The following is a 20553-nucleotide window of genomic DNA, read 5'->3' on the forward strand; positions in this document are numbered from 1 at the left end:
TTCAGGTCGTACCCTTTGGAGAAGTATATGCAACCCGCGTGGCCGCTCACCTTGTTTTACGATGGCGACTGTCCGCTGTGTGCCCGCGAGATTCGACATCTGCGTCGACATGCTGACCCTGCACGTCTTTTATTTACAGACGTAGCTGACCCGGCCTTCGAGGCACCGGCACCTGGCATGTCATCACAGCAGTTCAGGGATCTGTTGCACGCCCGATTTGCCGACGGGCAATGGGTCAAGGGGCTGGATGCAACCTATTGGAGTTGGCGAGCGGCAGGGCTTGGCCGTTGGGCAGCACCTCTTGCCTGGAAGCCGCTGCGGCCGTTGTTTGATTTGGGTTATCGCCTGTTTTTGCGCGCTCGCCCGCAACTGATCTGGATTCCTCATCCGGAAGGCTCCAGACGCTGTAAGGATGATCAATGCGCGCTTCCTGAGAAACCGAACGCTACCCGCGATTAGTAGCTCTAACAGTAACCCTATAAGGTTTCTGAAAAGGAAATGACCAGCAGGTCATCTTTATTCCTTACCGTTTGGTTTGAGGATCCGGGCAATCTTTGAACTTTTCCTATGCGTTCTGATGTCCCAATAGCATCACTGCCAAGGGAGTGGCCTTATTCATACAGCCCGCCCATGTCCCAGACAGGAGGGACCTTCACGCTGTTGGTGACGGGACTTTTCAACCAACGTTGGAAGAACGCGCATGAAAGCACTCTGTTGGCACGGGAAAAACGATATCCGCTACGACACCGTTCCGGACCCCAAGATCGAACACCCACGCGACGCTATTATCAAGACAACCAGTTGCGCCATTTGCGGCTCCGACCTTCACCTCTATGACCATTTCATTCCCGGCATGGAGTGCGGCGATGTTATGGGCCATGAGTTCATGGGAGAGGTGGTTGAGGTCGGCTCGGAAAACAAAGAGCTAAAGGTAGGCGATCGCATCGTCGTGCCATTCACCATTACCTGTGGCGAATGCGAGCAATGCAAACGCGGTAATTTTTCTGTCTGCGAGCGCTCGAACCGCCGTAAAGACCTGGGTGACAAAGTGTTTGGTCACTCCACAGCAGGCCTTTTTGGTTACTCGCACCTAACCGGCGGTTACGCAGGCGGGCAGGCCGAGTACGTACGTGTTCCGTTTGCAGATTCTACCCATGTAAAGGTTCCAAGCACGCTTACGGACGAACAGGTACTGTTCTTGGGTGATATTTTCCCCACGGGTTGGCAAGCTGCGGTGCAGTGCGACATTCAGCCTACTGATACCGTAGCGGTCTGGGGGGCGGGTCCGGTGGGTCAGTTTTGTGTGCGCAGCGCCATACTGCTGGGCGCCAAGCAGGTCGTGATGATCGATAACGTGCCTGAACGACTGCTCATGGCAGAAGCGGGCGGGGCGATAACCATCAACTTCGACAAGGAGAGCGTGGTTGAGCGTCTGAACGAGCTTACCCGCGGTAAGGGTCCTGAAAAATGCATTGATGCCGTAGGCCTTGAGTCCCATGCGACGCGGTCGCTGGATGCCGTTTATGATCGGGTCAAGCAGGCGACCATGATGGAGAGTGATCGTCCTCATGTATTACGCGAGATGATCTATGTCTGTCGCCCGGCGGGCATTTTATCTATCCCGGGCGTTTACGGCGGTCTGGTCGACAAGATTCCCATGGGGGCGCTCATGAATAAGGGGCTTACCATGCGCACCGGGCAAACGCACGTCAAACGTTGGACGGATGACCTGCTGCGCCGTATCGATGACGGACAGATCGACCCCTCATTCGTGATTACCCATACGGTAAGTCTCGACCAGGGCCCAGAAATGTATAAGACCTTCCGGGATAAACTCGACAACTGCATCAAGGTTGTTCTGAAACCTTGAGGGAGACGGCTATGACCATGCTTGAGAAATTTTCATCCCCCCAGCGATCACTAGGCGCTTCAGACAAGCTGGCCCGTGGCCTCGGCTTTTACAGCCTGGGTCTTGGTCTCCTGGAGTTGGCTGCTCCACGGCTACTGACCCGCGCCTTGGGTATGGAAGGGTCGGAGAATATTGTTCGTGCCTATGGGGTGCGTGAGATTGTCAGTGGTGTCGGCGCGCTGAGTGACAACCCTACACCTGCGCTCTGGAGCCGTGTAGCGGGTGATGCCCTGGATCTGGCTACACTGGCGACCGGTCTGAATGCCGATAATCCCAAGCGGGGAAACGTGAAAATCGCGATGGCTGTCGTGCTGGCTACCGCGTTGGTCGATGTCATGGCAACACGGGGCGTCACAGAGCGCCACCACCGTCCACGACACATGCCTATACGTGATTACAGCAACCGATCCGGCTTTCCAAAGTCAATAAGCGACATGCGTGGTGCCGCAAGCGACTTTGAAACACCGGCTGATATGCGAGCCGATATCGGTAACGGTTATGCACGTGCAGATACTAGCCGCGCGTAGTCAGAAACCAGCAAGAAAAGGCCTGCTTTTAAGCAGGCCTTTTCATTTCAGGCGAGGTGAGAGTGAGAAAATGCGTTGTTGTTGCCTATCTCATCAAGCAAGAACGCCTGAAGTTTTTCGAAGGGAAGAGGGCGACTGGGTAGAAACCCTTGGGCAAGGTCGCACTGGTTATCGATCAGAAAGGTAATCTGTTGCTGGGTTTCCACGCCTTCGGCAATGACTTTCAGATGCAGCTTGTGTCCCATGGCGATGATGGCTTCCGCCAGGTCAAGGTCCCGCGCATTGTTGGGAATATCCTGAATGAACGAGCGGTCCACCTTGATAGCATCCAAGGGAAGCTGACTCAGATACGCCAGCGATGAGTAACCTGTACCAAAGTCGTCAATGGACAACCGCACGCCAAGCTCACGCAGCTGCCTTAGCTGCCCGATAACCTGGTCAATGTTGGCCATTAGCGCATTTTCGGTTACTTCAAGTTCGAGAAACTGGGGCTCCAGGCGTGCCTGACTCAAGGCTTCCTGAACGTTGGATACGAGCGTTTCACGCTCCAAGCTGCGTACACAGCAGTTGACCGCAACTCCAATCTTGAAGCCTTGCCGATGCAGTTTCTTGATATCACGACAGGCTCGGCGAATCACCCAACGGTCGATATCAGCAATAAACCCGTTTGCCGTCGCAATATCAATAAAGTTACCGGGCAGCAGCAAGCCTTGTTCGGGGTGCTGCCAGCGCACCAATGCCTCTACATGGCAAACCTTGCCGCTACTTAACTCAAAGACGGGCTGGTAATACACGGTCAGATTATTACGACTCAATGCCTGTCGTAGTTCTTCCTCCATTTTTAGCTCAAGAGACGCTTTGCTCCTGAGCTGTTCCTGAAAGAAATACAGCATGTTGCGACCATTAGCCTTGGATTTGTACAAGGCCAGATCGGCATGCTTCATGAGATCTTCACCGGTCGTTGCATCTTGCGGGAATAGGCTGGCCCCAATAGACGTGGTTATAACCATTTTTCGACCGGCCAGGATAATAGGCTCTTTCATCTTTTGCAGGATGCGGCGCCCCAACAGCTCGGCCTCATAATTCTCTTCAACGTTGGCAAGAATGCAGAATTCATCACCGCCTAGGCGTGCAATCAGGTCTCGCTCACGCAAGGCACTTTTCAGGCGCTGAGCCACAACACGCAACAGCTCATCACCGGCATCATGACCTAATGAATCATTGATCCGCTTGAAGTTATCCAGATCCAGAAACAGCAGGGCCATGGAAGTGCCTTGGGCCACGTGTTCATCCAGCCGCATCTGAATTTCCTTGTTGAAGGAATAGCGATTGTGCAGGCCTGTAAGGGCATCGAAATGAGCGACGTTATGGAGTGAAGCCTGTGTGCTATCAAGTTCGTGGAGCAGGGCGTTGACCCGTTCAAGATCTCGACGCTGGCTTTCCAGCTTCTTTCCTGCCCATACCGCAACCAGGCTGCAGCTGATAATAATCAGCGAAATAAAAGCCGTCGCTATACCTAGATAAGGTGAGTGATTGTCAACGTGCGCACCAGGGTCAAACGTCGAGCCGGCGGGGAGGGTAAAGGTAACGGCCGCCATACCACTGAAATGCATGGAGATAATACCTGCACCCAGCGCCAGACTCGCCGCCAGTTTCAACTTGAGCGGAGCAGGGTTGTCCGGCTGGCGTAGCTTCATGATCAACATCATTGATCCGAGGCTGGCCAACATCGATACCACAATAGAAAGCACGAATAGCCAGGGATCATAGTAGGCCGTCGCAGCAGATTGCATGGCGGCCATACCGATGTAATGCATGGCTGTAACCCCCAAGCCAATACTGATCGCCGCGCCGATATATTGCTTGGCGGTAAGAGCAGGGCGACCAATCATGACCATGGCCAGCAAGGACGCCATGATAGCGATGACCAGCGAAAGGGCTGTAAGGCGATGGTCGTAATACACCGGGATCGGCATGACGAACGCCATCATGGCGAGGAAGTGCATCGACCAGATACCGCCGCCCAAACAAAAGGCACCGATCCAGCGCCATAGCATGCGCGTTCGGCGATCATCAACGACCGCAACATCAGCAAGGCTCAGCGCGGTATAACCGGCAGCAGTTGCAATCAGATAGGAAAAGACAACCAATAGAGAAGTGTGGCTATGCTCGACAGGCGAAAGGCCGGATTGCTGAAGATCTGTGAGAAAATGAATACCTAACCAGTCCACGGCGAGCCACCTTTAAAGCTGAACGGCATTTGCCTATAAAAATGAGATCAATCTCACACAGCTTAGTTCTTTAACGGTTCGTTGGAAGCGGCCCGAGACGGCTTTCGTAAGTACTTGTGTCTTCTATAAAATCCTATAAATAAGCTAATTTCCGATTACGTCCATAATCGGAAATTGATATACTAAGAAACTTGCCTTTTCAGTGTTATTTCGATGCTTTTCTCGTCTAAACCCCAGCCTTTATTTGATACTTATGCCAGTTTTCTTGGGCTTAACGCTACGTCTTATGAGGCAGAACATACGTCTATCCTGAATTACCTGAAACGGTTTGAGCCCGGTATTCCGGCTAAAGACGATTATTTTCATGTGCGTGAATTTTTGCGCTCTTATGCCGGCTGGGAAACGACATTCAAAGCCTATCGCACCCAAGTTGAACGTCTCCTTCTGTGGAGCTGGATCAAGGAAGGGAGGTCTATCCTTTCGCTCCGCCGCCAGGATGCCGAGGCGTTCTTAGCATTCAGTCAGGAGCCTGACGAGGACTGGGTGGGCACCTCTGTTCGTCGCCGCTTCATTCTGAAAGATGGCAGCATGGAGCCCAATCCGTTGTGGCGCCCCTTTGGGATTCAGGGTGACAAAGCCTCACGCAAGCTTGCTGTCGAAACAGGAGACGACGATGACACTACCCCAGAACGCTATGAAATGGCTCAGGGTACGCTCAAGCAAGTCTTTGCAATCTGCAGCTCATTCTATGATTACCTCAATGATCAGGACGTGTTAGTGGGTAATCCCTTTCGGGCAATCAAGCAAAAGAGCCGCTTCTTCCAAAAGAAAGCCAAGGCTGTCAGCGGCAAGGTTCTTGACCGCCTTCAATGGGAGTTCGTTATCGAAACAGCGGAATGGATGGCTGCAGAGGAGCCTGAAAAGCACGAACGTACACTCTTTATCATAGCGACCCTGTTTTCACTCTACCTGCGAATCTCCGAACTTTCCGGGCGGCCCGGCTGGTCTCCCACCATGGACGCTTTTCAGAAAGACCCTGACGGCTCCTGGTGGTACGTTGCAATTGGCAAGGGCAACAAGGAACGTCGTATCTCGGTCAGTGATGACATGCTGGTCTATCTCAAGCGCTACCGGGCCTTCCGCAATCTGACGCCGCTGCCATACGCCGGAGATCCTGCGCCGCTACTGACTAAACACAGTGGACAAGGCGGTCTGACCGATCGGCAGATTCGCAACCTGGTACAGGAATGCTTTGACACGGCGTTGGTACGAATGAAACAGGAAGGTCGCAGCGAGGACGAAGTATCCAATCTGCGTGCAGCCAGCGCCCATTGGTTACGCCACACCAGCGCAACCTACGATGCACCAAGCAGACCACTCAAACACCTGCAGGAAGATCTTGGCCACGCCAAGGCGAGTACAACGCAAGACATTTACTACAACGCCATCAACCAGGAGCGAGCGGCGTCTGGTAAACAGCGGCGTTTAAAGGATCAATAAAGACGTGAGCCATAAAAGGCTCAAAAAAGCTCATATGGGGTTTCGCAGCGTTCAAGGCGCTGCCCCATGGCTCCATATCCAGAATACATAACTTCGCATAATGTATATTATGTTAAATTTGATATTAGCAAGCACTGACGCCTCTATCCCCTTCATGGGTTTTGGGTCCTAAACCTTCATCTGGATCCGGTTAAGCCAAGACAGATTTCCTTGCCTCGTTAATGAACCTTCCTACGCCTTGTCTTTTTTTCACTGCCTGATACAACTGCCCAACTGAAATTCACTTTGCGTGTTCAGTAAACCTTTTTCTGCGTGCGCGCAGCCTCGATGTTGCGCCTTATCCTGTCACTCAAGGAAAGCCTGGTATGTTCAAACGATTTGCAGCAGATGCTTTGGGACTAAGCGACATCGGATCCATTATCAAACCAGCAGACTTCGACAAGGTCGATGCGGACGACTATCTCTTTCACGAGGACGGTGAAAAGATTTTCTTTCTGATCAAATCGAAAAAGGATGAATATTGCTTTACTAATCTGGCGTTGATTCATGTGGACGGCGAATCTGCGGTATCGTCCAAGCGCACTATCAAACGCTACGATTACCTCAGCGAGCGTATTCAGAGCGTCATGATTGAAACGGCCGGCACGGTGGATCTAGATGTCGAGCTGAAATTCGTCATAGGCGGCAAACCCTTCAGCATCGATATCAAAAAGACCTTTCTTGAACAGGTCAAAGACATCTACAAGTCTCTGATCGGGATCAGCAAGATTCAGCACCTGGAAGAACTCAAGCGTGCCAATGCCCTAAAAGTATTGGATGTAACGGCCTCCATGTACAAGATTGCTAACCCAGCATCGCCTGAACACATAACCCACCAATACACAGGTACCTTGGACACGCTGAATACATTGATGCTGGAGACTTATATGACCCATGACTACAGCGCTGTATTCAGCAAGTATGTCCAGGCTTAAATATTCGCCAAGCAGCAACAGATAAAGTTTACATAAAAAGTAAAATACGTAATGGGCGGCAGTTATCACCGCCCTATTCCCTCGGACTGCCTTTAGCTGCTGTCCATTCTTTTAAAGCTCTGTATTGCACGCCTCCCTGGCTGCTTTCCGATACAAACAAGGCAAAGCACTCTACTGGCCACGCCAATGACGGTAGTCCATTTGGCCGATAGCGGCTTTTACGTGCGGCCGTCAGGTGTGGGACAAAGGGTCTGCGATCCAGCGGAACGCCCAAACTTTTCAGTCCCAGGTTTAGATCGTCAACCAGCGACACCAGCGGCACAGGCGTCTGGGATGCAATCATGCTGATAAGCCCCTGATGCCAACGCTCGACGCGATCAAGCACGACCGTACATGGCTCAAAGCGTATGTGATCGCCTAGAGCCATAAGCGCGTCTATCTGTTCTTCTGGAATTTCACCCAGAAAAGCCAGTGTTATGTGGAGATTTTCAGGAGGAACCAGGCGCCCATCTATGCCCTGCTCCTTTCGCCAGGCGACTACACGTGTAACCACAGAGGCTGGGCACGGCAACGCAAAAAACATACGCATGATGATGGAATCCCTATAGTCAGAGCGATCAAACACTCTGACCCGGGAGCAGAGGCCTTATTCCGGTTTTTTGTAGGCGACGCAATCCACTTCGACTTTGCAGTCAATCACCATGCTCGATACTACACAGGCGCGTGCAGGCGGATGCTCGCCAAAATATTCCTTGAAGATCCTGTTGAAAGACATGAAGTCACGAGGATCATCCAGCCATACACCGCAACGCACCACATGTTCCGGGCCGTAGCCGGCTTCCTTGAGAATGGCCATGACGTTATCCAGGCATTGGCGCGTTTGAGTGACGATGCCGCCTTCGACCACTTCTCCGTTGACCATAGGGGTCTGGCCCGAGACGTAGAGCCATCCATCAGCCTCAACAGCGCGCGCAAACGGCAGGTGCTGCCCGCCTGTCCCGCTACCACCCTCAACACCGTAACGTTTGATTGACATGTCATCCTCCTAATTAAAGTATGTGCGCAGGTCGCCTTGCCGGGAAAGGAAGCGACCGTTTCTATGGGGAGTCAGTTGTTTAGCTGAGTACGACAGGATTCCATTTACCCAGACCGCATCGATCCCCTCTGCGACAACCTTGGGCGTCTTGAAATCGGCGGCGGCATGTACAGTTTTGGGATCGAACAAGACCAGATCCGCCCAATAGCCTTCCTTGATTAATCCGCGCTTGTAGAGCCCAAAACGGGCCGCTGAAAGCCCGGTCATCTTGTGTACCGCGGTATGCAGGGGAAACAGGGCCACGTCGCGACTGTAATGTCCCAGCACTCGCGGAAAGGCGCCCCACAAGCGAGGGTGCGGGAATGGGTCTTCGGGTAGGCCGTCCGACCCGATCATTGATAGCGGATGAGCCAGAATGCGCCTCACATCGTTTTCATCCATCCCGTAGTACACTGCCCCGGCCGGTTGTAGGCGTTTGGCAGCATCCAGTAGCGATACGCCCCACTCCTCTGCAATGTCGTTCAGGTCGCGGCCGCTCACGTCAGGATGGGGTGTAGACCAGGTAATGGTGATGCGAAAATCAGCTGTTACCTGCTTGAGATCCAGCGTTGAGGAACTGGCCGAATAAGGGTAGCAATCACACCCAACTGGATGATCCCGTGCAGCTTGCTCCAATGCCGCAAGAAGCTGTGGACTACGTCCCCAATTGCCTGCACCGGCACATTTGAGGTGCGAGACGATAACGGGCGCCTTCGCATGACGACCGATACGAAACGCTTCGTCCAAGGCCTCTAGTACAGGCTCGAATTCGCTACGCAAATGTGTGGTGTATACCGCTCCGTAGGCGTCCAGCTCTGAGGCCAGCTCCATTACTTCGTCGGTACTTGCGTCATAGGCCGAGGCATAAGCGAGCCCTGTGGAAAGCCCCAGCGCACCTTGCTCCAGACTCTCACGCAACTGAGCCCGCATGGCAGCAATTTCGCCAGGCGTTGCCGTACGATAAAGGTCATCCATATGGTTGCTGCGCAGTGCTGTATGCCCAACGAGGGCAGCAACGTTTACCCCCGGATGCGCCTGTTCGATGGCTGACTTGTAATCGGCGAACGTCGGATAGACAAAGGCCGCTGCTGGCCCCAACAGGTTCATGGGATCTGGCGGCTCGCCTTTCAAGCTGACGGGAGAAGCGCTGATGCCACAATTACCTACGATAACAGTCGTTACACCCTGGCTTAGCTTGGGCAGCATCTCCGGCTGACGAATCACCACGGTATCGTCATGGGTATGAACATCAATGAAGCCCGGTGCAAGCACCCTCCCCGCGGCGTCAACCTCATGGGTTGCCGTTGCCCCACTTATACATCCTATCTGTTCTATTCGGCCGTTCTGTATAGCGATATCCGCCTGATAACCCGGCGAGTTGCTGCCATCGATCACCTGTGCATTGCGGATAAGAGCATCGTAGGTTGGCATTGTCAGTCTCCCAGCGGCAATCGCTCATCGCCGCCACGGTAGTCGTCCATGGCGAGCTTGATGCGCCGCAAGCGTTCCTGATTCGCTTCAGGTGCGCTCAATGCCAGCTCAGTAGCCAGAATATCCACGGCAAGCATCATTCCGTAGCGGGCGGCGGTAGGTTTATAAATAAAGTCTGTTTCAGCCAGAAACAGCGGCAGTACGACATCAGCCAGTTGGGCAACCAGCGATGTTTCGGGTGCGATGGCCAGAATGCGAGCGCCGTACCCCTTGGCCAGTTGCAACGACTCGACAAGTTCGGGGGTTATGCCCGTCATCGAGCAGGCAATCACTACCTGATCCTGGCCCAACGTGGCAGCCGTCAGGCGCATCAGAACCGGATCGTGATAAGCCGCGATGGGGTATCCCAGCCGAACCAGCCGGTACTGCAGTTCATCCGAAAAGATCGTAGAGCAACCGCCCATACCAAAGGCGTAAACCATGCGCGCCTCGTGAACAAGTGCAACCGCCCGTGCAAAGGTTTGCTCATCGAAACGGGCCAGATGCTGGCGAAGCGTTGCTTCGATGTCACTGACGATATTGCCAAAGAATGCAGAATGCTCCGGTGCGTGTGTTCGGCCCAGAAACCGCGCTCCAACACCGCTGGCCTGAGCTAGCTGCAAGCGCAGGTCCCGCAAGTCCTTGCACCCTGCGCTGCGGGCAAAGCGGGACAAGGTAGCACTACTGACCTCAGCCCGTGTCGCCAGCTCGTCCAGGCTGGCGCTGGCTGCGAACGGCACATCCTCCAGGATCAGGCGAGCGATACGTTGTTCGCCTGCACTCATATGTTCGAGACGTGCGCGGATTTGATACAGAATGTCCATTACAGTACAGCCGCCAATGCCAATGTCAGAAGAAAGGCGATGATGGAGATCAATGTTTCCAATACGGTCCACGTCTTGAACGTCTGGGTTACCGTCATGTTGAAATACTCCTTGATCAACCAGAACCCGCCGTCATTTACATGGGAAAAGATGACCGACCCTGCCCCGGTAGCCAGAACCAGCAGTTCAGGGTGTGGATAGCCCAACCCTAACGCAACAGGCGCGACGATGCCTGAAGCCGTGGTCATGGCGACCGTGGCCGAGCCGGTGGCAATGCGCATTAGTGCAGCAAAAAGCCACCCCATCATCAGAGGTGACAGGTTGAATTCCCGGGCCAGTCCAACGATTTCGGTGGTCACACCAGCATCGATAAGGATTCGGTTTAGCCCTCCACCAGCGCCTACCAGTAATGTGATCGTTGCCGTTGGAGCCAAGCATTCATTGGTAAATTTCAGGATCGCATCGCGGTTGAAGCCTTGAGCCAGCCCTAACGTCCAAAAACTCACCAATGTGGCAACCAGCAGTGCAATCACGGAGTTGCCGATAAATTGCAGAAACTGATTGAAGACGCTGCCCGGCGTTGAAATCAGGTTGGCCCAGCCACCCATCAACATCAGCACAACGGGCAGGATAATCGTACCGATTGTGACGCCAAAACCAGGCAGCTGTTTACGAGGCTCACGCTCGGTAAACTGCTCGGCCAGTGGGTTTTCGGCTGGTAACTGAATCTTTGGAACGATGAACCTGGCGTAGACCGGTCCGGCAAGAATAGCCGTCGGAATACCTACGAGAACCGCATAGAAGAGCGTCTGCCCTACCGAGGCATGATAGGACTGCACGGCCAGCATGGCAGCAGGATGCGGCGGAACGAGCGCATGCACAACCGACAACCCCGCGACCATGGGCAGGCCTACCATCAGGATAGAGACACCTACACGGCGGGCCACGGTAAAGGCGATAGGAACCAGCAGCACGAAGCCCACTTCAAAAAACAGGGGCAGCCCCACGAGAAAGGCAATGCAGACCATCGCCCAATGGGCATTGCGCTCGCCGAATTTGGCAATTAGCGTACGAGCGACCTGCTCTGCGCCGCCTGACTCGGCCATCATCTTGCCGAGCATGGTACCCAGTGCCACGACCAGGGCGATATGCCCAAGCGTCTTGCCGACACCGGCCTCATAAGAGGCAACAATCGTATTGGCTGGCATACCGGCGACCAGAGCCAGTCCTACCGATACCAGGGTAATCACGATAAAGGGATTCAGCCGATACCGCGCAATCAAGACAATCAACGCAATGATGGCTACTACGGCATAGATCAGAAGCCAGAACCCGATAGAAGGCGTCATCGAGCATTCCTCGTGCCTGAGTCCGGCACAACGTCATTGTTAGAAATAAGTAGCGACAGCTCCGGTGACACGGTATTGCTCATCTACCAGGAGGAGCTGCTTCCATTTATCGAACGTGAGACATGGATGAGAAATATCGAAACACAGCATGTCCCCTTCCTGCAGATCCGCCTCGGGCGGTACGTCCATAAAGGCATGCTGATCCATCATGGCGCTGATCTTCCAGGCTGCAGGCGCCTCCATTGGAGAGGCGGAATGACCGGGCCGAAAATGCAGCGTGGGAACAGGGAAACCGGCATCGAACGCCGCATCACGCTTGCCCAGTGCAATGATGGCGCGACCCGGCTCGGGTCGTGATTGCACATAGGCCCACAGCTGCAGGGCGGGCAGAAGGCTGCGCTGCATTTCCTGTGCAACAGGGTTATTGGCTTGAATACGTGCCTCGGCCGCTTTGTATATACCTACGTCATGGGTGAGATAGCAGCCGGGGCGTAACACAATATCCAAAGGCAGCCCCGTCTGAGGAAGCGCAAACTCCTCGGCAACCAGATCGAACCAGGCAGACCCAGCGCCTGACAGGATAATGCGAGGCTCGGCAAACCCGCTTTCATCAGCTATGGCACGCGTCCTTGCTACGGTTTTCTTGAGAAAATCACGGATTTCGGCCTCCTCTTTCAGGACCCCCTCGTAGACCTCAACCCCTACCAGGGCCAATGCGTGTAGCCAGTATGAAATGGCGTCTCGCACTGCCTTTTCCTGCTCCTCATTACGCACCCCAGTTCGCCCACCTGATACGCCGTATTCGAGTAGAACCCTGAGACGCTGACCTCTCCCGCTGAAGTAACGCCCCAGGCTTTCGACGTTCTGAGGGGAATCAACTACACAGCAAAAGCTGAAACCGGGATCGGCCTCTTGCAGATCGGCAATCAGGGCCATATTGGCTTTGCCAACCAGCTGATTGGCCATTAGCACACGTCGTATCCCGTGGGTAAACGCTACGCGAACCTGTGGTGCAGTGGCGAGCGTAATACCCCAGGCCCCCGCCTCCATTTGCCGCTTGAACAATGCCGGGCTCATGGTGGTTTTACCATGCGGCGCAAGCTGTACGCCGTATCGCTCCATGAACTGCTTCATCCACTGCAGGTTATGCTCGATACGCTGCTCCCGCAGTACCGCAACAGGCAGACTCACGTCCTCCTTCAAGATATCCCACCCCGAGGCGGCGACTTCTTGGGTAGAGACAGTACCCGCTAACGAACCGAGACCCTTTCCGAGTCCATCGACTTGTTCAGATGCAGCATGGTGAGGCTTCACGGCGATTCCCCTGTCTGGCTTTTTGAAAGCAACATACACCGAAGCGAGGTTTTATCAATTTATCATGAAAATTAATTTCATAAGCAGAAGACTTGATGCCGTTATTGGATAAAAACAGGTCGTAATTTAGGGAGAGGTTGTGCTTTTGGCAGGGCATGTAGAGACAATGGGTTCGTCTGTCATGACTTTATGAGCAAAGCTCAATGCATCCTTTTGAGAGACCAGCCAAGCCCCTGAATGGCTTTCGCCCTTATATACATGGGCCTCAATTGTCGTACCGGCATTGCAGGCCTCCCGAACCAGTAGCTGCTGCCCCTCTGGGCGAACATCCCGGTCCGCATCGCCGGTTCCGACAAACAAGGGCTGGTCCAGCTTCAAGGTATTGAAGCGATATTGAGGCAAAAGAATCTTGGCCATCGTCTTCACCGCCTCGGGTTGAACCGTATTAGCCTGAGTGAGGCCAGCCTGCATGACCTCTCGTGCCAAGGTGCCCACACACAAGCGGGCGGCCTTTTCGAATAACGGCATGGCTTTTGGCGTAAACAGCGTCGAAGCATCGGTTACTGGCTGCCTCTGATGGGCAACCAGCGCTACGTAAAACATATAGGCAATGCCGGGATCCACCTGGTTAGGATCTACCCCCGAGACGGTCATCGTTCTTTCCGTCAGATACGGTATACCTGTGACTATCGTGCCCTTGATATCCAGCTCCGGCGCATACTCCTTGGCAAATCCGGCCGTCGCAAAGGCCGCCCCGCCCCCTTGGGACTGTCCCGCCACGATCACCTTGTTGGCGATGGGATATCGTCCATCCGTAACGGCGCGGATACTATCGAGCACACCGTAGGCCTCGGAGCGCTTGGTCAGGTAGGGATGCAAACCGGGCGTGCCAAGCCCCTCATAATCCGTCGCGACAATGGCGTAACCCTGCTTAAGCCAGCGATTCAAGTAATCTTTGTAAACGGTTGGTGCTTCATTCCAGGACGGCGCGCAGACATCGGCCACGCCTACCGTTCCATGAGCCCACGCAAGCAACGGCCACCCTCCCTCAGGCAGTTGCCCTTTGGGAACGAACAACTGACCAGAGACCGTAATGGGCGAGCTGTCCAGACCGCTTACTGACGTGTAAAGAATACGAAACTGCCCTTCTGCATCCTCCAACCAATTTTGTGGGGGAAGTGGCTCACTGCGCAGCAACTCACCTGCAGCGGTTGGAATTGGTTTATCCCACCGATAGAACGTTGAAACGCCACCGTCCCCCGAATCCCAAGACTCCTGAGCCCTCGCTGGCTCTATTCCCATTAGTAACAACTGGGCACTGACCAGCAGAGTTGCTCTGAGCAGTCCTCTACGTTCATGAACAGGTCTTGCTCTGAATGACATCGTACTGTGTCTCCGCAGAGTTTATGGGACGGCTTTTATGCAAGACAGCGACGACGACGCATGGTTTGATCAATGCCCTTTTGACCTGCTGCGCCGTACCAGAAATAGGAGTGCGAAGACTCGCACAGTTAAAAAACCGAAGACCGTCTATCCTGTTTTTGCTTGTCGTACCGCTTCGCTTGGAATACTGTATATCCAAACAGGAAAAGGACTGAGGTTGCATTATGTCGCTTGATCAAGCGGAAATGACAGTTAAGCAAGACCTGGAATGTGCTCTGGCATCGCTGGACATGCAGCGTGACGATTTTCTCGAACTGGCGCGCGGCATCAGACAGAAAATTTCGGAAGAGACTGAGGAAGCCGTTGAGCTGGAAGCTAATCTTGGCTGATTGCTCTTGAGTTAAACGGTACTTTCCCCGCTGCGGCTGCACCTGATCAGCCGCACGCTAATTTCCTGATTAAAGCTTCTTGCTATATCTATAGCGCCGGAAGCTATTTTATTAGCCCACTTGTGTAATCTTATAGTTCTGGATCCTTACATTATGGAATAAGAACATGAGAACCGCTCTGCGTCGTTATTTCACGTTTGCAAGCCTGGCTCTGGCACTCGGTATCTCCGTTAATGCCCATGCAGAAGACCTGTTAAAGGAAGTCAAGCAGCGCGGTACGTTGGTGATTGGGCTTGAGGGTACTTACCCTCCTTTCAGTTACCAGGATGAAAACGGCAAGCTGACCGGTTTTGAAGTCGAGTTTGCCCAGGCGCTGGCCAAGGAAATGGGCGTACAGCCAAAAATCCAGCCGGGCAAATGGGATGGTTTATTGGCCGCGTTGGACTCCAGGCGTCTGGATGTGGTGATCAATCAGGTTACCATTAGCGAAGAGCGCAAGAAAAAATATGATTTTTCGACGCCCTATACGGTCTCCGGTGTCCAGGCAATGACTCGCAAGAACGAGCAGGACACCATCAAGAAACCGGAAGACTTGGCCAACAAGAAGGTGGGTGTTGGTCTTGGTACCAATTATGAGCAATGGCTCAAGGAAAACGTACCACAGGCAGATGTTCGCACTTATGAAGACGACCCAACCAAGTTTCAGGACCTGCGTGTAGGTCGGATTGATGCCGTTCTGGTAGACCGACTAGCCGCCTTTGAAATGGCTGCCAAAACCGACAACCAGTTTGTACCAGCAGGCGAACCGTTCAATCGTCAGGAGTCGGGCGTGGCCGAGCGCAAGGGAAATCCTGAATTCCATGCCGCCATCGACCAGGCCATTGCCAAGATGAAAGCTGATGGCACGCTGGCCAAGCTCTCACAGAAGTGGTTCAAGGCTGACGTCACTCAATGAGCGAATCCAGCCTTCAACTGATACTGAATTCGCTTCCGTTTCTACTCAAAGGTGCCGTCTGGACTGTACTACTCAGTCTGGGCGGCATGTTTTTCGGGCTGGTGCTGGGGTTCTTTCTGGCGCTGATGCGGCTTAGCCAAAACATGGTAGTGCGCGCAGTAGCGCGGGTATACGTGTCTTTCTTTCGAGGCACCCCACTGCTTGTGCAGCTGTTCATGATCTATTACGGCTTGCCTGAGCTGGGCATCCAGCTAGATCCTCTGCCCGCTGCGCTCGTGGGTTTTTCGCTGAATATGGCCGCTTACATCTGTGAAATTCTGAGGGCAGCCATTGCCTCGATTGACCGAGGACAATGGGAGGCGGCTGCCAGCATTGGCATGACACGGGCACAGACACTGCGTAGGACCATCCTTCCTCAGGCAGCCCGTACGGCGCTCCCACCTTTAGGTAACAGCTTCATTTCGCTGGTAAAGGATACCTCTCTTGCGGCTACCATTCAGGTCCCTGAGATGTTTCGCCAAGCGCAGCTCATTACGGCGCGTACCTTTGAAATCTTCAGCATGTATCTAACGGCAGCATTGATCTACTGGGTTCTGGCCAGCACCCTGGCGGCGTTGCAGAACACGCTGGAAAATCGGGTAAACCGGCATGATCAGGAGCGTTGAGTCATGATTGAAGTACGTAACCTGACCAAGTCATTCAATGGCCAGCCGGTGCTCAAGGGGATCAATCTGGATGTAGCTGCGGGCGAAGTCGTTGCCATTATTGGCCCCAGTGGCTCCGGCAAGACCACCCTGCTTCGTTGCCTGAATCTTCTTGAAACGCCCGATAAAGGCCGTATCCGCGTTGCGGATATCGCTATTGATGCAAGTCAGAACCTGAACTCGCAGCAGAGCCAGATTCGGGTGCTCCGCCAACGCGCCGGCTTCGTGTTTCAGAACTTCAACCTGTTTCCTCATCGTACGGCTCTGGAAAACGTGATCGAAGGGCCGATTGTGGTCAAACGGGAGGCCAGGGAATCCGCCGAAGCCCGGGGCCGGGCATTACTGGCGAAAGTAGGCCTGGCGGGCAAGGAAGATGCGTATCCCAGACGGCTATCCGGCGGACAGCAGCAGCGCGTTGCCATTGCCCGTGCGCTGGCGATGCAGCCCGAGGTTATTCTCTTCGATGAGCCCACGTCAGCCCTTGATCCTGAGCTGGTCGGTGAGGTGCTGACGGTCATTCGTGACTTGGCCAATGAGCAGCGGACCATGGTGATCGTGACGCATGAGATGAGCTTTGCCCGTGACGTGGCGCATCGCGTGCTGTTTGTCGATCAGGGCGTGATCGTTGAACAAGGAGAAGCCAAGGCGCTGTTTGCCAATCCCCAGGAAGAGCGGACGCAACGGTTCTTGAGCAAGTTCAGAAGCCATGAAGGTTAGATACTAACCTCCATGGCCTATTGGTCACTGCTTGTCGGGCCACCTCGGTTAATAGGCTGCTCCAGCTGTTAACCGAGGTGGCCCGAGATCACTTGGCGCTGTTCCGAGCCAATCAGTGCTTTTAAACGATAAACATATTCAATTCATGACTATATCGTTTTTGATGCTTATAACGGCTTGTAATCGAGAATGCAAAGAATACGCATAATCAAACAGTCGCTTTCTTGTTGATCCGCATGCATGATTTGCGGCCTTTACAGCTGGCTGAGCCCGTTCGCTATGAATTTACGTTTTTGCCTCATTGCCATGACGGCCCTGGCAGTTATTGGCGATAACATGCTCATTCCGTTTTATCCGCAATACTTTGCTAGCCGTTTTGACGATCCTCGTCCCGAGCAGGTCGGTGCCTACCTGGCTGCTATTTGCGTTGTTGTCATGTTTGCCTTTCCTCTCTGGGCCAAGCTGGCCAAGCGCGTGCATCCTATCCGGATCCTGATCTGGACACAGCTGGCTGCGGGGCTGCTCAGCGTATGCTGCTATACCATCGACTCCCTGCCCTTGTTCTGGGTTGTCTCACTGGGCATGGTGGTCTTCAAAGGCAGCTATCTCTTGATGTATCCCTATGTGATGAGTCTGGAAGCCAAGGAAAGCCACACGCGAACCATTGGCACATTGTCGGTTGTGGTGCATTTCGGAGCCATCTTTGGCGCAGCTGTGGGCGGGCTGGTTCTCCAGGCGCTGGAAATGGGTGAAGTGTTCCTGATCATGGCGCTGGGCGACTTCATTCAGATGGCAATCTGTATGCGTCTGATGCGAGACAAGCCTCCCGCTTCGGGAGAAGCTCCAGCCTCCAGCGAAACCCCGGAACAGTCTGCAACCGAAGTGCCTATCGCCAAACCAGGTAGCCACCTGATCATTTACAAGCTCTGTCTGATCATGTTGCTGTTCTACTTCAGTGCCTATGTCATTCGACCGTTCTTCTCGGTTTACTGGCAACAGGTTTCCGCTCTGGAAAATGAGCTCTTCACCGGCTTCGTCTATTCGCTGCCAGGCGCTGTAGCGCTGGTCGCACTCTGGTGGAGCAAGCGAGCCAGCCAACAAGGCCATGCCTGGGAAGGTATCCTGTCCGCCCTGCTGCTTGGCGTCTGCGGTATTTTCATTCAGGGCGTTGAAAACGAAGTGGCCATCCTAGGAGGTCGTTTGCTGTTCGGCTGGGCCTTGTATCAGGTCACGGTGCGCCTGGATGCGCTCATGTTCGAGATGAGCAAGCCCGAGGCGTATGCTGTGGACTTCAGCAAGGTCAATTTTTTCCAGAGCCTGGGTGTCATGTGTTCATCCTATGGCGCTGGGCTTCTCGTCAGTCATTTCACGCTTTCTACGCCGTTCTGGGTAGGCGCCGCCGGCCTGCTGCTCACGGCAGTTCTCTTTCCGCTACTGGTTAAAGCGCCCAACAAGGCTACAACAGTAGTCAAGGCGTAAATGCTTGAGGCGGTGGCAACCCTCTGCCACCGCTCACCCTGTTCCGCTCATCGCAATCTAGCGAAATGTTACACATGGATTGCTAATGATAATTTGATGCATTTGTATTTAAGTGTTTAAATCGGCATATCCGAGCATGTCCTCTCGAACGGCCGAACCAGACGTTCGGGAGATGACATCCAACCTCGTTCTGGGTCCGACGTATGACGATTCAGGTAAAGACCGATCTTACCCGCCTGCTGGATCTTTCCGCCCTTTCCTATTTAGGACTCAAGGGAACGATAGGCCCTGCAGGCCCGGATGACCTCGCCTGCGGCAGTGCCGAAAACCCTGTGCGCATTGCAGCGCTTTATGACCATTGGCAGCAGGCCCATCCGGAGGCCGGCCCCCATTACTGGTCAGCGCGTAGCTGGACGCTCATGGTCTGGCAGCCGATCTACCTGACGATTCTGGGTGTCCACCTCGGTCGATGTGCTCCTTCTCTCGATCAGTTTGCCCAGCGCGTACACCACGGGTTCGTGGCAGGGTTTTACCTGCATGATCATTGTCCCTATATCGCCGACCAGGACACGTTGATTCGTGTCGCCGCCAAGCAATTACAGAACCTTTGCGAACGGCAGCTGGAAGAAGCAGGCACGGTTTTCAAGCTCAACCCGAAAATGGCCCGCCGTCTGGCAGCAGACTGTGTGCTGGCAGCCCTTCTCTATGTGCAGAACAACCTGCGCGAAACGCTATGCAACACCCGTATGCGTGTGCTGGAAGGTATGTGGCTAGAAGCGCTGGGCCTCAAGGACAACAGCGAGCTGATCTGCATTGCGCTTGACGATGGACAAGAGCGGCTGGCACTTGGACGCAAGGTCTGCTGCCAACACTTCCGCCGCGCAGATGGCGAATTATGCAGCACCTGCCCCAAGCTCAAGCAGGAAGAGCGCATTGCCCGTTTACGACAGGAGTTAACCCTTGAAGCTGCAACTCACTGATATCCGCGTCAACCGCGGCGGACGACTCATTCTGAGTCTGGACCAGCTGCGGCTTGCCGGAAATGAGCTGACAGTCATTCTAGGGCATAACGGTTCCGGCAAGTCGACATTGATGAACCTGCTGGCGCGTCAGACCATGCCCGACAGTGGCAGGATCGAGCTGGACGACCAGCCTATCGCACGGTTGAGCCAGCGGGAATTTGCGCGGCTGATTGCCTTTCTGCCTCAGCGGTTGCCGGAAGTCGCCGGGCTTACAGTACGTGAACTGGTGCGCCTGGGCCGTTTTCCCTGGCGCGGTCTGTTAGGCCGCTGGCAGCGTGAAGATCAGACGATCATCGAGCGAGCCATGCAACAAACGGATGTGGCGCATTATGCCGATCACCTGACCGACACCCTTTCCGGCGGCGAACGGCAACGGGCCTGGATTGCGATGCTATTGGCCCAAGAATCGCCACTGATTCTGCTGGATGAACCCACATCGGCCCTGGACCTCTCTCATCAGTATGAGCTGATGGGCCTTTTACATGAGCTGAACCAGAAGACCGGACGCGGAATTGTCGTCATTCTGCACGACATCAATCTAGCTACACGTTATGCCGACCGTATCGTTGCCCTCAAGCAGGGTCGGCTGTTCTTTGACGGGACGCCACAGGCCTTGTTGTCCAGTCGTTTGCTATCCGAGCTGTACGAGATCGATATTCAACTCATTGAGCAGCCTGCGGCGCAGCGCAAGATTGCGGTTGTTGCCTGAAGATGCACGTTACCCGCACCGG

The 20553-nt window shown here is 54.1% G+C and carries 20 protein-coding genes; 12 read left to right on the top strand and 8 right to left on the bottom strand.

Going from position 1 to position 20553, the window contains the following annotated elements:
• The first annotated feature begins 27 nt into the window (after window positions 1-27).
• From B3729_RS00065 to B3729_RS00075, 3 genes are all read left to right on the top strand, one after another.
• Window positions 28-459, top strand: coding sequence for a thiol-disulfide oxidoreductase DCC family protein (locus B3729_RS00065; RefSeq protein ID WP_286786669.1), 432 nt, complete (start codon window positions 28-30; stop codon window positions 457-459).
• A gap of 241 nt (window positions 460-700) precedes the next feature.
• Window positions 701-1870, top strand: coding sequence for a zinc-dependent alcohol dehydrogenase (locus tag B3729_RS00070; RefSeq protein WP_010798320.1), 1170 nt, complete (start codon window positions 701-703; stop codon window positions 1868-1870).
• 11 nt (window positions 1871-1881) lie between these two features.
• Entirely contained in the window at window positions 1882-2436 is a 555-nt protein-coding gene (locus tag B3729_RS00075) for a hypothetical protein (RefSeq protein WP_286786670.1), read from the top strand.
• Between the two features lie 47 nt (window positions 2437-2483).
• On the opposite strand, the gene B3729_RS00080 is transcribed toward B3729_RS00075, so the two are convergent.
• On the bottom strand, window positions 2484-4667 hold the full coding sequence (locus tag B3729_RS00080; protein ID WP_286786671.1) for a putative bifunctional diguanylate cyclase/phosphodiesterase: 2184 nt from the start codon (window positions 4665-4667) through the stop codon (window positions 2484-2486).
• A gap of 213 nt (window positions 4668-4880) precedes the next feature.
• Here B3729_RS00080 and B3729_RS00085 point away from each other — a divergent pair, with 213 nt between their 5' ends.
• Entirely contained in the window at window positions 4881-6167 is a 1287-nt protein-coding gene (locus B3729_RS00085) for a tyrosine-type recombinase/integrase (RefSeq protein ID WP_150347383.1), read from the top strand.
• Window positions 6168-6532: 365 nt separating this feature from the next.
• On the top strand, window positions 6533-7141 hold the full coding sequence (locus B3729_RS00090) for a PH domain-containing protein (protein WP_286786672.1): 609 nt from the start codon (window positions 6533-6535) through the stop codon (window positions 7139-7141).
• Window positions 7142-7214: 73 nt separating this feature from the next.
• Here B3729_RS00090 and thpR read toward each other — a convergent pair whose 3' ends face one another.
• The 7 genes from thpR to B3729_RS00125 form a co-directional block, all read right to left on the bottom strand.
• Complete coding sequence (gene thpR, locus B3729_RS00095; RefSeq protein ID WP_286786673.1) at window positions 7215-7730, bottom strand: RNA 2',3'-cyclic phosphodiesterase; 516 nt, start codon at window positions 7728-7730, stop codon at window positions 7215-7217.
• Window positions 7731-7787: 57 nt separating this feature from the next.
• The gene (locus B3729_RS00100) at window positions 7788-8177 is read right to left on the bottom strand and encodes a RidA family protein (RefSeq protein WP_010798326.1); all 390 of its coding nucleotides are present in this window, start codon (window positions 8175-8177) and stop codon (window positions 7788-7790) included.
• Between the two features lie 9 nt (window positions 8178-8186).
• Entirely contained in the window at window positions 8187-9647 is a 1461-nt protein-coding gene (locus tag B3729_RS00105; protein ID WP_286786674.1) for an N-acyl-D-amino-acid deacylase family protein, read from the bottom strand.
• A 2-nt stretch (window positions 9648-9649) separates the two neighbouring features.
• The gene (locus B3729_RS00110) at window positions 9650-10510 is read right to left on the bottom strand and encodes a MurR/RpiR family transcriptional regulator (protein WP_010798328.1); all 861 of its coding nucleotides are present in this window, start codon (window positions 10508-10510) and stop codon (window positions 9650-9652) included.
• Window positions 10510-11859 (bottom strand): gluconate:H+ symporter, encoded by a 1350-nt coding sequence (locus B3729_RS00115; protein WP_286786675.1) that lies wholly within the window; start codon window positions 11857-11859, stop codon window positions 10510-10512. Before B3729_RS00115 ends, B3729_RS00110 begins: the two co-directional genes overlap by 1 nt.
• 39 nt (window positions 11860-11898) lie before the next feature.
• Entirely contained in the window at window positions 11899-13065 is a 1167-nt protein-coding gene (locus B3729_RS00120) for an amino acid deaminase (RefSeq protein WP_409438637.1), read from the bottom strand.
• Between the two features lie 234 nt (window positions 13066-13299).
• Window positions 13300-14556: a lipase family protein gene (locus B3729_RS00125; RefSeq protein ID WP_286786677.1), complete on the bottom strand. Its 1257-nt coding sequence runs from the start codon at window positions 14554-14556 to the stop codon at window positions 13300-13302.
• 224 nt (window positions 14557-14780) lie between these two features.
• Here B3729_RS00125 and B3729_RS00130 point away from each other — a divergent pair, with 224 nt between their 5' ends.
• The 7 genes from B3729_RS00130 (at window position 14781) to B3729_RS00160 (ending at window position 20531) form a co-directional block, all read left to right on the top strand.
• Window positions 14781-14945, top strand: a complete 165-nt coding sequence (locus B3729_RS00130; RefSeq protein ID WP_010798332.1) for a hypothetical protein — start codon at window positions 14781-14783, stop codon at window positions 14943-14945.
• A gap of 166 nt (window positions 14946-15111) precedes the next feature.
• The gene (tcyJ, locus tag B3729_RS00135; protein WP_286786678.1) at window positions 15112-15900 is read left to right on the top strand and encodes a cystine ABC transporter substrate-binding protein; all 789 of its coding nucleotides are present in this window, start codon (window positions 15112-15114) and stop codon (window positions 15898-15900) included.
• Complete coding sequence (gene tcyL / locus B3729_RS00140; protein ID WP_286786679.1) at window positions 15897-16565, top strand: cystine ABC transporter permease; 669 nt, start codon at window positions 15897-15899, stop codon at window positions 16563-16565. Before tcyJ ends, tcyL begins: the two co-directional genes overlap by 4 nt.
• Window positions 16566-16568: 3 nt before the next feature.
• Window positions 16569-17321, top strand: coding sequence for an L-cystine ABC transporter ATP-binding protein TcyN (tcyN, locus tag B3729_RS00145; RefSeq protein WP_286786680.1), 753 nt, complete (start codon window positions 16569-16571; stop codon window positions 17319-17321).
• A gap of 279 nt (window positions 17322-17600) precedes the next feature.
• Window positions 17601-18800: an MFS transporter gene (locus tag B3729_RS00150; RefSeq protein ID WP_286786681.1), complete on the top strand. Its 1200-nt coding sequence runs from the start codon at window positions 17601-17603 to the stop codon at window positions 18798-18800.
• A 203-nt stretch (window positions 18801-19003) separates the two neighbouring features.
• Window positions 19004-19780, top strand: a complete 777-nt coding sequence (locus B3729_RS00155; RefSeq protein WP_286786682.1) for a siderophore ferric iron reductase — start codon at window positions 19004-19006, stop codon at window positions 19778-19780.
• Entirely contained in the window at window positions 19761-20531 is a 771-nt protein-coding gene (locus tag B3729_RS00160; RefSeq protein ID WP_286786683.1) for an ABC transporter ATP-binding protein, read from the top strand. The genes B3729_RS00155 and B3729_RS00160 overlap by 20 nt, the downstream gene beginning before the upstream one ends.
• The last annotated feature ends 22 nt before the right edge of the window (window positions 20532-20553 follow it).

Source organism: Pseudomonas sp. UBA3149 (genome assembly GCF_002364655.1).
Classification (GTDB): Bacteria; Pseudomonadota; Gammaproteobacteria; order Pseudomonadales; family Pseudomonadaceae; genus Chryseomonas; species Chryseomonas luteola.